The 14,544-nt window shown below is 49.0% G+C and carries 14 protein-coding genes; all 14 read right to left on the reverse strand.

Features of this window, described 5'->3' with window-relative positions; all coding sequences use genetic code 11:
* The gene (locus ACQQ6X_RS15710) at window positions 1–1,011 is read right to left on the reverse strand and encodes a CehA/McbA family metallohydrolase (protein WP_305166099.1); all 1,011 of its coding nucleotides are present in this window, start codon (window positions 1,009–1,011) and stop codon (window positions 1–3) included.
* Entirely contained in the window at window positions 1,004–1,471 is a 468-nt protein-coding gene (locus ACQQ6X_RS15715; RefSeq protein ID WP_305166100.1) for a hypothetical protein, read from the reverse strand. Before ACQQ6X_RS15715 ends, ACQQ6X_RS15710 begins: the two co-directional genes overlap by 8 nt.
* Window positions 1,468–2,955: a hypothetical protein gene (locus ACQQ6X_RS15720; protein ID WP_305166101.1), complete on the reverse strand. Its 1,488-nt coding sequence runs from the start codon at window positions 2,953–2,955 to the stop codon at window positions 1,468–1,470. Before ACQQ6X_RS15720 ends, ACQQ6X_RS15715 begins: the two co-directional genes overlap by 4 nt.
* Window positions 2,956–2,986: 31 nt before the next feature.
* Window positions 2,987–3,829, reverse strand: a complete 843-nt coding sequence (locus tag ACQQ6X_RS15725; protein WP_305166102.1) for an ABC transporter permease — start codon at window positions 3,827–3,829, stop codon at window positions 2,987–2,989.
* 2 nt (window positions 3,830–3,831) lie between these two features.
* Window positions 3,832–5,001, reverse strand: coding sequence for an extracellular solute-binding protein (locus ACQQ6X_RS15730; protein WP_305166103.1), 1,170 nt, complete (start codon window positions 4,999–5,001; stop codon window positions 3,832–3,834).
* 103 nt (window positions 5,002–5,104) lie between these two features.
* Entirely contained in the window at window positions 5,105–6,136 is a 1,032-nt protein-coding gene (locus ACQQ6X_RS15735) for an ABC transporter ATP-binding protein (protein ID WP_305166104.1), read from the reverse strand.
* A 28-nt stretch (window positions 6,137–6,164) separates the two neighbouring features.
* Complete coding sequence (locus ACQQ6X_RS15740; protein WP_068505271.1) at window positions 6,165–6,989, reverse strand: ABC transporter permease; 825 nt, start codon at window positions 6,987–6,989, stop codon at window positions 6,165–6,167.
* A 194-nt stretch (window positions 6,990–7,183) separates the two neighbouring features.
* The gene (locus tag ACQQ6X_RS15745; protein ID WP_305166105.1) at window positions 7,184–8,470 is read right to left on the reverse strand and encodes an adenylosuccinate synthase; all 1,287 of its coding nucleotides are present in this window, start codon (window positions 8,468–8,470) and stop codon (window positions 7,184–7,186) included.
* Between the two features lie 377 nt (window positions 8,471–8,847).
* Complete coding sequence (dnaB, locus tag ACQQ6X_RS15750; protein ID WP_063211707.1) at window positions 8,848–10,206, reverse strand: replicative DNA helicase; 1,359 nt, start codon at window positions 10,204–10,206, stop codon at window positions 8,848–8,850.
* Window positions 10,207–10,208: 2 nt separating this feature from the next.
* Window positions 10,209–10,652 (reverse strand): 50S ribosomal protein L9, encoded by a 444-nt coding sequence (gene rplI / locus ACQQ6X_RS15755; RefSeq protein WP_016822463.1) that lies wholly within the window; start codon window positions 10,650–10,652, stop codon window positions 10,209–10,211.
* Window positions 10,649–12,637: a DHH family phosphoesterase gene (locus ACQQ6X_RS15760; protein ID WP_305166106.1), complete on the reverse strand. Its 1,989-nt coding sequence runs from the start codon at window positions 12,635–12,637 to the stop codon at window positions 10,649–10,651. The genes rplI and ACQQ6X_RS15760 overlap by 4 nt, the downstream gene beginning before the upstream one ends.
* 11 nt (window positions 12,638–12,648) lie before the next feature.
* Complete coding sequence (locus ACQQ6X_RS15765) at window positions 12,649–13,566, reverse strand: DUF2232 domain-containing protein (RefSeq protein WP_305166107.1); 918 nt, start codon at window positions 13,564–13,566, stop codon at window positions 12,649–12,651.
* 5 nt (window positions 13,567–13,571) lie between these two features.
* On the reverse strand, window positions 13,572–13,874 hold the full coding sequence (locus ACQQ6X_RS15770) for a MazG-like family protein (protein WP_013373896.1): 303 nt from the start codon (window positions 13,872–13,874) through the stop codon (window positions 13,572–13,574).
* Window positions 13,875–14,105: 231 nt separating this feature from the next.
* Window positions 14,106–14,534 (reverse strand): CBS domain-containing protein, encoded by a 429-nt coding sequence (locus ACQQ6X_RS15775; protein WP_013373897.1) that lies wholly within the window; start codon window positions 14,532–14,534, stop codon window positions 14,106–14,108.
* Window positions 14,535–14,544 lie beyond the last annotated feature (10 nt).

Consider the following 14,544-nt stretch of genomic DNA (forward strand, 5'->3'; position numbering starts at 1 on the left):
TCAAACAATATATATCGGATTCGTAAAAGCAATCATGGTCACGCAGTCTTCCATGCAGCCATACAACTCGGCTCGTATCCAACCCTGTTCTGCCAGGCCTTGTAGCGTTATGGTATATTCCTCTGATTGAGCAGGAATGTGGATTTCAGAGCATGTGCCCTGATGGCTGGTCAGCAACAATCGAAGGCTCTGCGACTCCAGACGGTAGTAGGCTGCTCTGGTCTGTACATCCAGCTGTATCGTCACCGACAATGAATCTTCTTCCACCATCGACTCTATAGCTTCTCCAATCTTATAGCGTCTGTCTTTCCCTTTCACCTGTGCCTGTATAGTCAGTAACGGTCCCAATGTAACCGATACAGAGCCGCTGCGGATAGCCTCAACAGCCCGAATTGCCAAGGTATCTAGCTCGTCTGCTTCCTCCTGCACACCCAGATAGGTGACAGCTGGCAGAACATCGTCTGGTTTGGATACGTGCCAGTCACGACCACTTACCGCCGTGATGCGATATCCCTGGTTCAGTAGATCGGTCCACATCGCAAATGCCCGCTGGCTGTCACGCTTAATCGACGGCATGAGTGTTGACCATACCTCAATATAATCAATCTCATGCCAGTCCTGAATGGTGTATTCCCAATAACATCCTGTACAGATCGGACTTCCAATCCTGAACGGATGGGCAATTCCTGCAATTCCTCCCTGCTCATGCACCTTTCGAATCCCCTCGTGAATATCATCCGGTCCCAAAACACGCCAGTCGATAAAACGGTCTACCCCGAGCGTCAGCATATGTCCATAAAAGGTTGTCCACTCCATCCCTGGAATGATCGGGACGCCAAACTGCTGTTGCACCCGCTCCTGGTCTACAAGTGCAGACTGGGTATTGTGATCGGTCATGGCGATGCATTCAAGCCCGAGATTGGCTGCGCTTTGGGCCAGCTCCTCCAGTGTCTGCTTGCCGTCACTGTGAAACGTATGAGTATGAAGCTCCGCCGGAATCCATTTAACCATATACAGCATCCTCCCCCCATACCTGAATGCTGTATGCCAGCGCCTCTGTTACAACCGCATGCAGACTGACGGTTATCTTCCACATTCCTGCGGGGTTGTCTCCGGCGACAAATCCCGGTGAAGCCGCAGAACAACCCAATCGATGCTCCTGTTGCATCTCGGGACGATGCGCATTACCCCGATGGCGAACAGGATCATCGACCGACAACGTTAATAAATTTTGCAATGGTGTATACTTCCTCCACGCGTTCTCTGTATGTCCCGGTTCATCGTATCCGTATCGGCTCATGCTTTCCTCAATTATTGTTCGAGCCAGCTCCTGATCCTCCAGCAGCTTGGGGGTGTACGAAAACTGAATGCGAATAATCTCTGGCGGCTGTGAAATATGAAAGGAATACGTAATATGGCTCTGGGTACAGGAACGATCAACCGTTCCTTCCACATGCAGCAGCTTGCTCATATCTGTTCATCCTTGCCCGCCTGGGAATCATCAGCATAAGCTACAGATTCCGCCTCATCTGCTGCCACCCATAGAATACCTGTTGGGGTATCTCTCGTTAACTCAAGCACCCGATCTGTACGAATCCCCGGATGTTGCGGCAAATAATTCTCGTTCAACATAAAAGCATACAATCCTGCCACCTTCATACGATCAGCACCACCTTCCAGCAGCACTGCTCTAATTTCTGCTATATCATCCAGTGCAGGCTCTCCCGATAGCTTGATCGTTGTGGAAAAGTGTGATTCTGCCCCCTCATAGGCGGCTCTGAAATCCCCGAATCTCCGATCATAATGGCATGATGAATACCATTGATCGGAGCTACGCAGGCGAAGCTGAATATCGATACAAGCATCCTCTTCACGTCGATTAAAGCCAGGTCTGGATGCCAAAGTGTGTGCGCCTTCGGTACCAAGCACAGGGTACTTGGAAGTCTGGACAAAAACATAGCTCCGCTGAGGAGCAAGCGCTATGGAAGACGCAAGCGCTGGCATTTCCAGCTCCTGTTGGCGTTCCATCTCCCACTGTGTGACCTGATAGGCAAAAGGGAAACGGCTCATGACCGCCTCACGCGGCTCTTCCTCTGGCTTCCATTGGAAGGCTGGTGTCAGCATAAAACGGTAGCCTGACGTAATGTGATCGGTAAAGTTTCCATTGGTCGTCGCCGATTGAAGAACGGGATGCCCACCCAGATCATACCCTCCCTGAAAGGCAGTCGTTATATGATGAGGGCCTTGGAAAGCAGCACTCAACACACTTCCGTCTGCATCCAACTCAACGCGATACATCCATTCAATATCCGTTGTCCTTCCCCACTTGCTCATTAACAGGGGTGCCGGTGTTCCTTCATCTTCATGGCTGAACATCATCTGATATTCGATGATTGTCCGTTCCTTCTCCTCTGCCACCGAATAAAACAACACCAGCGGCGTATCCGTGAAACGATTTTCATAAGGATGGGACAGATTGCGACCATACAAAAGAGGGGTGTGGCGATAGATAAGCGATCTCTCCGATGAATCAGCCACACAGCGCAGCTCAACCCCATCGATCCATGCTCTGGACACCAGCGGAGCAGACTCCAGCTCGCGGAATTCTGCATACACCTCATAATCGCCTTCCTTCAGATACCCCAACAAACGAGTGTATACACCCAGGCTACTGCCATAATACAAAATAATGTCCTGGTTATAGGCATCGTTCAAATAGAGGCGCACGAAGGCTGATTCCCGATCGGTCGCAGCCCAGTCGCTCTCCGATCGTGCCAGCAATTCAAGCTCTGCGAATCCGTCCTCCGGCATGGAAAACGTAAATCGGAACCCGTTTCCCGTGCTAAGCTCGACCTCAGCCTTGTGTAAGGCAATCCGATATCCGCAATCCAGCAGATCTTTTCCCTGTAATTCCCCGCGGAACCCGGTCATCTGCACTTCTGCTTGGCTGTTCATCCTTGTAACCTCCTTAGTATATAGCGGCACCCTAGCCCACATCCGCATCTTTTACCATGGTTCGAATATAAAAGTAGCCCATGAAAGAACACAGTAAGAACATAAACACCGCCATCGCGCTCGCCGTATGTGTTTCCTGAAAGCTAGAAAATACCTGCTGCATCGCTACACCCAATACCTGTGGCGAGTTGGCACCGATCAGGAACGGAGCTGTGAAGCTACCCATGATCCCCATAAAGATAAAGGTCACCGCAACCCACATCGTTTTGTAGGAAAGGGGTAAAATAAAGCGCCCAAACAGCTGCAGCAAGCTGGCTCCTGCATCTTTGGCACTTTCAATCACAGCGTTCGGAATGCTGGCAAGTGCCGAACTGAGCAGCATGGTTGCAAACGGGATATTAAACCACAAATTAGCCAGCACCAGCCCTTTGTAGTCATAAATAATTCTTGGAATTGTTTCAATGCCGAACGGCAGCAAAAGACGTGCAGCCCAGCCGTGATTGCCATACATTGTAATAATCGCATACGTTGCAATTACGCCCGGAACAAACATTGGAATAAAATACAATCGACCTATCCATTTCACAACGACCCCTTTGCCAAATCTCAAGTAAATCGCCAAAGCATAGCTGATAACCAGTGTAAGGGCGGTCGAGACTAGCGTCACATTGATCGTATATATGATATTTTTGCGCATGGCAGGCTCCGTAAACAGCCGAATATAGTTCGCCAGGCCGTAGCCGGTTCCACGCTGATCAATCAAGCTCTCCTTCACGGCATAGAGAATAGGAATAATGACGACCACCAGCAAAATGAGAAAAGACGGGATGACTAGGGCAAGCCCCAACATCCCTCTTCTAGTAGATGAACTCATGATTAACCGCCTGCGACTTCACTTTGCCAGCGTTTATAGATCTCCTGCTGGAGCTCTCCGCTATTGAAGCTGCGGTAGCCTGAAGACACGCTATTGAATTTCTCTTGCAGTTCTTTTGGCATCAGACTCCACTTGATCCCCGGATAGCCATACATTTTATTGATAACAACCTTCTGCGCCTCCGGTGTCAGCACATAATTCAGGAACTCTTGTGTCGCTTCCTTCTTGGAGGAAAGAGAAGGAACCATCAGATAGGACGGGCCGCCTGTAAAAGCAGGATCAATTTGTGTCAACTTGATCGTGTCAGGCAGCAGTCCTTTCGCCAATTGCTCCAAAGCCATGTCGGACCAAGCTGGAATCATATCCACCTCTCCGCTTGCCAGAATATCAAGCGTGCCCTGATTCTTCTTTGGGTACACACCCTTCTGATACATCGACGGTCCTAGTTCCTTGAGTAGTGAGAAACCTTGATCCCATTTTTTCATGTTAGCCGGGTCATTGCTGTTCATGGCCTCTGGCGGTAGAAAGTTATAGATGACGGTATTTACAAATGAACTACCTGACCCACCCGTGGACGGATCATTATAAGCAAATTTGCCGGGATGCTGACGAATCCACGTATACAGCTCATCCGCTGTTTTTGGAGGCGTAGCCACCTTTGCGCTATTGTAGGCGAGCACTACCGAGGATGCCCGGTATGGAATAGCCTGGTTATTTACCTGCTTTAGATAGGTTTCATCCACATTGGCTAGGTTCGGAACCTTCTTGGCGTCCATCGTGTCCCATAGTTGTTCACCTACGCCTCTGGTGATGTCATCCAGACTGCCCTCATACAGATCGATATCTACATCGGTTTGACCGCTCTTTTTGGCTGCAATCAGACGATCCAGCGTAGATGCTCCCCCCGTTCCAGCTGGCAAATATACCAGTTTGACCTTGATGTGATCATTTTTAGCTTCAAAATCTTGAATTAACGTTTCCCACAATTCTTTGACGTTCAAAGATCCGCCAGTGTACAAAGAGATCTCCGTCGTGCCCGCAGCTGCCTCTGCTTTCGTGCCCTTGGCCTCTTCTGTCGTGGTTGCAGCCTTGCCGCTGTTCCCACATCCGGCCAATAACGACAAACTGAGTACCCCAGCCAAAATCAGACTCATCTTCTTTTTCCCAAACACGTTGTTTCCTCCTTTAGATGTTTGCCCAAGTTCGCAATACCGCTAGATGATGTGTTCATGATGGATTGACATTGAAACGATGTAGAAGGTTGAAGGTACACATTCACTGTGCTGCTGGAAAAGTAACAACTTTATTGAAGCTGAATCTAATTTGCTCTCCACTACGCAGCTCTGCAGCCCGGTCACGCGGCACAAACATTTTCAAATGATCCGTCCCGCTGTCCAGCGACACCTCGGCATAATGCCCAAGTACCATCACCTGTCGGATTGTTCCAGAAAGAGAAGAGACATCTTCATTCGTCAGAACAATATCCTCCGGTCTTACGCCTACCATGGATTCACCTGTATATTCATGCTCTTGCGGAAAAGATACTCCATTCACGGAAACACTGCGATCTTTGCTCACCCCCCTTAATAAGTTGATACGCCCAATAAATCCGGCTACAAACAGCGATTGCGGATTGTCATAAATCTCCTGTGGCGTCGAAAGCTGCTCAATCCGACCTGCATTCATGACCACAATCCGGTCGGAAATCGACAGCGCCTCTTCCTGATCGTGGGTGACAAACACCATGGTCATCCCCGTCCGCATCTGGATGTCGCGTAGCTCCTCCCGCATCTCCATCCGCAGTTTGGCATCAAGGGCGGAGAACGGCTCGTCGAGCAGCAATACATCCGGCTTTAGCAGCAAGGCTCGGGCGAGCGCTACTCGCTGCTGTTGGCCGCCTGAGAGCTGGCCGGGTGTTTTTCGTTCCGCCGTCTCCAGTCGCACAAGTGCCAACGCTTCCTTGACCTGGCGGTCGATCTCTGCCCTTTTCACCTTGCGGATTTTCAAACCGAAGGCCAGATTGTCATACACCGTCATATGCGGCCACAGATTATAGCTTTGGAACACCATAGCTGTCGGGCGCTTTTCGGGAGGCAGCTTCAGTACGCTTTTGTCTTGAATGCGAATATCGCCGCCATCCGGGTCCAGAAAACCGCCAATCGAGCGAAGCACGGTTGTTTTGCCGCAGCCAGATGGCCCGAGCAGGGTCACCAGCTCTCCCTTCATCACGTCAAGTGAAATGCCTTTGACTCCGTCTCCTGTCTTAAAACGTTTGGTTAGCTCTTGAATGGATAGTTGAATGGACATTAGCTTAGGCTCCTTTTGACCAATTGCATTATTTCACCTGGAATCCGCCTGCCAGTACATCTGCACTTACAAACCGCTTGGCGGCCAAAAGCAGAATAATCGTTGGCAGCGTAAGAATGACCGAGAATACTGCACCTGTCGTGCTCGGATAATCGGCAATGATGGAATACATGATGACTGGCATCGTTTTATAATCTGGTGTGCCAACCAGCAGCGTCCCCTGTGCCTCGTCCAGTGAAGCCAGAAAGGTAAAGATGGAAGCAACCACAATGCCGGGCAGTGCCATAGGAAAGGTGATTTTCCAGAACACCCGGAAGGGGCCGGCTCCAGCATCTCTGGCGGACTCTTCCTGGGCACGATGGACACTGCGGAATGCAGAGGAGGGAATCCAGGTCATATACATGAGCGTGTTCACCATGTGGATGAGTACGATGCCTGCAAAGGTGTTCATCAACCCAAATTGATAAAACAGTACGGCGATGGACACATACAAACCCATTTTCGGAAAGGCATGTGTAAGCAGGAAAGAAAATAGAAACCACTTACTGAGCGGAAAGGAAATCCGTGCAAAGGCATAGGCAGCAGGAACACATACAATAATCGAGCAGACTGTAACGGTGATAGCAATCAGGAAGGATAGGGAAATCGAGCTGAGTACATCATCCTGGGTAAGGACAAACTTCCACCATTCCAGTGACAAACTCTGGGGAAGCGGTGCAGGATACTGCCATTTACCGGAGACCGCCAACAAGAGCAAATTGGTCAGAGGTCCCAAGAAAAAAATGACGAAAATGACAAGCACGATGAATTCCACAATTTTGCGTGTGCCGAGTGAGCGAAGATACCAGTTCATAATTCATCCCTCTCAAGACGTCTAGACGTCCGAATCTCTTTTCAATTTGGATTATAGAGAGGGTTTGTTATCACAAATCGACAGGGAAGATAAGATTATGTAAAGTGTGAAAATGCGGTTTATACTTCAATAATAAAAAAAGAGAGAGGGCTTTAAAGACCCTCTCTCCTTGAACGTATATGAATAATTCTATTTTACAAATAAATCGGAAGCACTTGGTTCGTTTGATCGCGATTACGGCCAACCGAGAAGATAGCAATTGGGATGCCCGTCAACTCAGATACACGTTGTACATAATGGCGAGTAGTCTCCGGTAGCTCCTCCAATGTTTTCACGCCAGTAATGTCCTCGCTCCAGCCTGGCATTTCTTCATATACCGCCTCGCACTCTGCCAGCATTTTCAAGCTTGCTGGGTAATGCGTAATGATCTCGCCACGGTATTTGTAGCCTGTGCAGATTTTGACTGTTTTCAAGCCTGTCAATACATCCAGCGAGTTCAGGGACAGACCAGTTAATCCGCTAACACGGCGGGCATGGCGCACAACAACGCTGTCAAACCAGCCTACGCGGCGTGGACGGCCTGTAACTGTACCGTACTCATGACCTGTTTCACGAATGTAATCGCCGATTTCATCGTGCAGCTCAGTTGGGAAGGGTCCATCACCGACACGGGTTGTGTACGATTTAGCTACACCGATCACTTGTTGAATCTTGGATGGTCCCACACCGGAACCGATACATACGCCGCCAGCCGACGGGTTAGAGGATGTAACGTATGGATACGTACCTTGGTCGATATCGAGCATAACGCCTTGTGCACCCTCAAACAATACCTTACGATTCGCGTCGATTGCATCGTTCAGCACAACAGATGTATCTGCTACATAAGGACGGATAAACTCAGCATACTCCAGATACTGTTTCAATATTTCTTCAACATCCAGCGGCTCGCCACCGTATACTTGTTCAATCACTTGATTCTTTTCCTTCATCAGATGGCGCAGCTTTTTCTCAAACTCCTCCGCATCCAGCAAATCAGCAATCCGGATACCGTTACGTGCTGCTTTATCCATATAAGCAGGGCCGATCCCTTTGCGAGTCGTACCAATTTTGTTAGGACCTTTGCGGTCTTCTTCCAACACGTCCAGCGTCATATGGTAAGGCATAATGACATGTGCGCGGTCACTAATGACCAGATTTTTTGTGGAAAAACCATTATCATGAATATAAGTAATTTCTTCAATAAGAGCGGCTGGATTCACTACCATGCCGTTGCCAATAACACACTTTTTATCTTCATAAAAAACGCCGGATGGAATCAGGCTCAGCTTATACTTTTTACCGTCAATGAGAATCGTATGACCAGCATTGTTTCCGCCTTGGTAACGGGCCACCACTTCAGCGCTTTCCGCCAGATAGTCCGTGATTTTACCTTTGCCTTCGTCTCCCCATTGTGTCCCCACAACGACTACAGTTGACATATTTCATTCCTCCGTGGAGTGCCCACAGACACTCTGATTTTGAGCTGACGCGCTAACGCATATCTGGCTTCAACCGCCTGAGCGGACAGATATGGAGCGTTCTCGGACAGCAGGAAAAAACGTCCGTCGCAGACATTCCGCAAGTTCGGAAAGTCCCGGGCGTAATGATCTCCCACTGCGTTGAAGCAGCACTATAAGTGTACCAGTACCATTTTTTAAAGTCAAATAAAAAGCGAACATTATATTACATGAAAATAGTATTGTTCGTAATTGAGAGTTTTCAATCGAGCTTTGAAAATATATGAATCCTATAAAAAAGGCTCTCTCGAAATCGCAATATCCGCGTCGAAAGAGCCTTTTCTAATTGTAATAATATATTAACCGGCGAACGCATCCGAATGGGCACGCTCGTAATTAGCGAATTTATTATAATTTTTGAGAAATACCAATTCTACCGTACCGACCGGGCCATTACGCTGCTTGGCAATGATAATTTCAATAATATTTTTCTTTTCCGTTTCCTGATTATAGTAATCATCCCGGTACAGAAACGCAACGATGTCAGCATCCTGCTCGATGGAACCCGATTCCCGCAAGTCACTCATCATCGGCCGCTTATCTTGACGCTGCTCTACACCCCGGCTCAGCTGAGAAAGGGCTATTACAGGCACTTCAAGCTCACGGGCGATTTGCTTCAATGTCCGCGAAATTTCGGATACCTCCTGCTGCCGGTTCTCGCCCGCTTTACCGCGTCCGTGAATGAGCTGCAAGTAGTCGATCACGATCATGCCCAGTCCCTTTTCCGCCTTGAGACGGCGGCACTTGGCACGGATATCAGCCACGGTGACACCGGGCGTATCATCGATATAGATTTCCGCCTCCGACAAGGCTGCAATGCCCATGGTTAGTTTCGCCCAATCTTCGTCGCCTTTGAATTCACCTGTCCGCATAACGTTCGCGTCCAGGTTCGCCTCGGCACAGATCATCCGCTGCACGAGCTGAGCCGCCGACATCTCCAGACTGAAGATGGCAACGGTCTCTTTAGCCCGTACTGCAACGTTTTGTGCGATATTCAGGGCGAATGCCGTTTTACCTACAGATGGACGGGCAGCCACAATGATCAGGTCATTGCGCTGGAAACCTGCTGTCATCTTGTCCAGGTCAACGAATCCGGATGGAATCCCAGTGGTGTTGCCCTTGTTCTGATGCAGCATTTCGACACGGTCGAACACTTCCATCACGACATCGCGGATGGCGATAAAACCACTGCCGGAGCGACCATTGGAGATTTCCATGATCTTGCGCTCGGCATCGCTCAGCATACCGGCCACATCTTCACCGTTGCTATAGCCTTCACTTACAATTTGTGTAGCTGTGCGAATCAAGCGACGAAGCATCGCTTTTTCCTCAATAATCTGGGCATAGTAATCCACGTTAGCCGCTGTCGGCACCCCATGAGCTAGCTTCGCCAGATAACTGACACCGCCGATATCCTCCAACTGACCTTTGTCTTGAATTTTCGAGGTCAGCGTAACCAAGTCAATCGGCTGCCCGGATTCACCCAGCTCAATCATTGCTTCGTAAATCATCTGATGAGCTTTATCGTAAAAGTCCTCGGTCTGCACGCGCTCCATTGCGGTAATCAGTGCTTCAGACTGGAGCAAAATAGACCCGATAACCGCCTGTTCAGCCTCCAGATTTTGCGGAGGAATCCGATCAAAAAATTCGCCGCCCATAATTATTCTTCAGTCACCTGTACTTTCAGCGTAGCCTTGACCTCAGGATGAAGCTTGACGGTCATTTGAGTCACGCCGAGCGTACGGATCGGTTCTTCCAGCTCGATTTTGCGTTTATCCAGTTTGATACCCGTTTTAGCAACAGCCTCTGCGATTTGCTTGCTTGTAATCGCGCCGAACAGCCGTCCGCCTTCTCCAGCTTTTGCTTTGAGCTGAATTGTAGTCTCTTCCAGCTTTTTGCCGAGTACTTGCGCCTCTTCCTTTTCCTCTTGCTTGCGTTTTTCCTCAGCAGCATTTTGGTTTTCCAGCGTCTTCATATTCCCTTCCGTTGCTGGACGGGCAATACCACGCGGCAACAGAAAATTCGCTGCATAACCGTCGGATACTTCCTTAACCTGCCCCTTTTTACCTTGGCCCTTCATATCTTTAATGAATATTACCTTCATTCAAATAACCCCTCTTCCCCATCAATTTCGGCCAGTACGTCGACCACTCTGCGCCTCGCTTCCTCCAGCGAGCAATCCAGCTGAACCGCCGCATTCGTCAGATGTCCTCCGCCGCCTAGCCGTTCCATGACGACCTGTACGTTCATGCGCCCGAGTGAACGAGCACTGATCCCCACCAGGCCGTCAGGACGTTCACTGACCACAAAGGAGGCCATTACGTCCGTCATATTGAGCAATGAATCCGCCACCTGAGCAATCAGGAGCTGCGGTATTTTCTGTCCGGGCTCGGTCACCGCTAGGGCGATATGCCCATATATCATTTTAGCATGCTTAATAATTTCCGCCTTAGCAATATATTCATCCAGGTCCTCTTTTAACATGCGCTGGATCATGACTGTATCTGCTCCGCTACGTCTTAAGAAGCCAGCGGCCTCGAACGTACGGGAGCCTGTATGCAGGGAGAAATGCTTGGTATCGACCGTAATCCCGGCCAGCAGTGATGTTGCCTCCAGCGGTGTCAGCTGGACCTTCTCATGAATATACTGCAACAGCTCGGTCACCAGTTCGCAGGCCGATGACGCATATGGTTCCAAATAGATCAGAACAGAGTCATTAATAAACTCTTCACCCCGACGATGATGATCCACAACCACCACCCGGCTGGCCGTCTGCACCAGACGCGGCTCAATCGTCATTGAGGCCTTGTGCGTATCCACCACAACCAGCAGGCTGTGCTCGGTCATCATCTGAAGCGACTGCTCTGGTGTCAGGAGTGCTTGCGACAGCTTCTCATCCTTGTTTACCTGCTCCATCATTCGGTCAATAGACGGATTGGATTTGTCCAGTACGATATGTGCTTCTACATTGTAAAGCGCCGCTGCCTTCCACACGCCGATAGCCGCTCCTAATGCGTCCATGTCCGGTATTTTGTGTCCCATGATCAGCACGCGGTCGCTCTCCTGCATCAGATCACGCAGCGCATGTGCAATGACTCGGGCCCGCACCCTGGTACGCTTCTCGACAGCATTGGACTTGCCTCCGTAAAAGGACAGGCGCTGTCCCGCCTTCACTGCCGCCTGATCTCCCCCACGTCCAAGCGCCATATCCAGACTGGATTGGGCCAGCTCGCCCAGCTCCTTGATACTCTCTGCGCCGAAAGACAAACCAATGCTCAATGTCATGGGTACTTTCAAATCCGCCGTCATTTCCCTTACCGTATCCAGAATGACAAATCGGCTCTGCTCCAGCTCTTGGAGTGCTTTATGATTCAGCATAATAAGATAACGCTCGGATGACAACCGGCGCAAATAAATATTGTACTGATTGGCCCAGGACGTAATCTCGCTGGAAACCTTCGCTATGAGCGCAGTGCGCTGCTGATCGTCCATTCCCTGAGCAGCCTCGTCCATATTATCGAGCATGACGATGCCAAGCGCCAAGCGCTCGTTCTCATACTGCTTGCGCAGTACCGCCAGCTCTGTCACTTCATACAAATATATCAGTCGCTCATCAGGCACGATTAGAAACTGATAATAACGCTCATCATGCTGTAATTCCACCTTTAGTTCACGAGCAGACTCTTTCGTTTCCTTCTTAGTGCTTAGAGCATTGGCGAGTTGAGGAAACAAATCTTGAAGGGGCTCACCAATCAACGATTGCTCCTCGAACATCTCACTGGCAAAGCGATTGTGCCATTCTACCGTTCGATTTTCACTGTATAAAATGATACCGAACGGTAGTGTACTAATCGCTTCCCCTTCCACCCGCTTGATCCGGAAGGAAAGGCCACTGATATATTGATTCAGTTCCCGACGGAAATCCAGCTCCGTCTTCAGCATCAGTCCGCCGAGCAAGAATGACAGCAGCAGTCCTATCACACCCAGTTCCCAGTTGTACATGGAAATACATATGACAAGCACCAGCAGCAGTAAAAACGCCCAGACCGTCTGATAGCCGTGCCAGCGTTTTTGTAGAAATTTAGGCATGACTATTCACCCTATTTCTTTGATCTTGTAATAGCTTCGCGCAGCGGAAAGGCCAAATCAATAATACCTATAATGCGGAGCGGCTGGAACACCAGAACAACGAGCGACAGCAGCAACGCAATCACCGGGCTCTTTTTACGGCTATGCGTCCAGAAGTATACAAAACCAATTGTCTGGATAATAAAACATGCATGGATCAGCGGCAGCATACTAATGGAAACCGTTTGAATCCAGCTGCTATCGGAAGAATCCGCTATCCATCCAATTACAATTGCCAGCAAATAATACCAGATTAGCGTGCGCGGTAGCATCCACTCGCGAGCAGGCTTCATTTTACGTACCGGCACATCGAGACTACTCAAAGCCGGACGTGCCAAAGCATGTGTGATCACTGCCAGTATGAACGAGCTAACGATCATCACATATGGAACCTTGCCAATCAGCATTGTACCGAGTTTCTGCGTATCTCCCGCAGTCCAGTTCATATTCGCAAACATCGGATTGGCCCCCAAAATCTGCTGTACAATACTGGCCGATAGCTCAGCCTGATCACGAAGCGACTGGGACAGGTCAAACCCGAAGGAATACGTAGCGATAAACAGTACAAACAACAACTCGGCTAAAATAACGCCCGTTCCGGTCATCAACGCCTGAAAAGCAGACCCTCCCTTTTTATATACCCGTCCCATTAATATAGAGGGAACTAGAAAGTAAATCGCAGGAAGCAGCGAATACACATCGAGTAGCGCTATAATTAAAAGCACCGGTATGACGTGAGCTAGAAATCCTTTGAAAGGCAGTGATGAAAACAATACAGCGCCAGGCACAATCAGAAAAAATACAGCAATGATTCTAAATGGTGTCAATAGAGTCAGCAGCAGCAGCAAATAAATAACGCTCCATGCTACAGTGGCCAAGCGGAATTTCAACGTTTTCACCTCTTACGCATATGTTCTTCCAGTGCGGATATGTCCTGATACCAATCCTCCAGCTGGTGTCCTTCTTTTCTGTGCTTTCTTAGCTTGTCGATGAGTAGATCATCCAATTCACGGTAAGACACTCCAAGACGCCTTCCCAGAATATAACTGCTCATCACCAGGCTGGCCAAACAATCACCAATACGGACTGTACTGCCTTCCCACATCGCCTTAAACAGACGGGAGACTTGGTCAAGCACCTCTGTTTTAAGCCATTCAATAACCTTGGCTCGTTTAACTACATCCATTTCTTTAGGCATATGATGAAGAGTCACACCCCTCTGAAAAAGCTTTATTCTCCATTATAGCATATCCTATTCTGAAAATAACTGTTACCCCATAGGGTAAATAGTTATTTTCAGAGCTGCTCTGCTGCTTATTATAAGCCTCTACCGACATCGTTACCCCATAGAATAACAGCAGGCTTCAGTGCAGCTTCGCTGCTGCATTCTGCTCCTGCAAGCCACGCTATTCGCAGCCATACGCCGATCTTAAGATGAAGTATTAAGCGATTCCTTGGACACAAACTTTTCACAATACTCAATGATTTGGCTGCGACGCACAATACCGATAAACCGTTCCATATCATCCACAACAGGCACAAAGTTTTGCACCTTCGCCAAATTAATCAGATCCTCCATATTTGCATCAATGGATACGGGTTTCATCGAAACCCGCAGTGGAACGTCCTTGAGCATAAACTTAGAAGCGTTTTCAAAGGTGATTTTCCCCTCAGACTCCTTCATATGCCATAAGAGGTCGCCCTCTGTAACTGTACCCGTATATCTACCTTCTTTATCTAAAATAGGAACCGCAGTAAAACGATGATACTCCATTCGTTCCAAGGTTTGCCGTAAGGTAGCATCTGCCGTTACACAAGCAACCTCCTGTTTGGGAAGCAAGAAAAAAGCGATGTTCATGAGAAACGAA

The organism is Paenibacillus ottowii (genome assembly GCF_050516475.1).
GTDB lineage: Bacteria > Bacillota > Bacilli > Paenibacillales > Paenibacillaceae > Paenibacillus > Paenibacillus ottowii.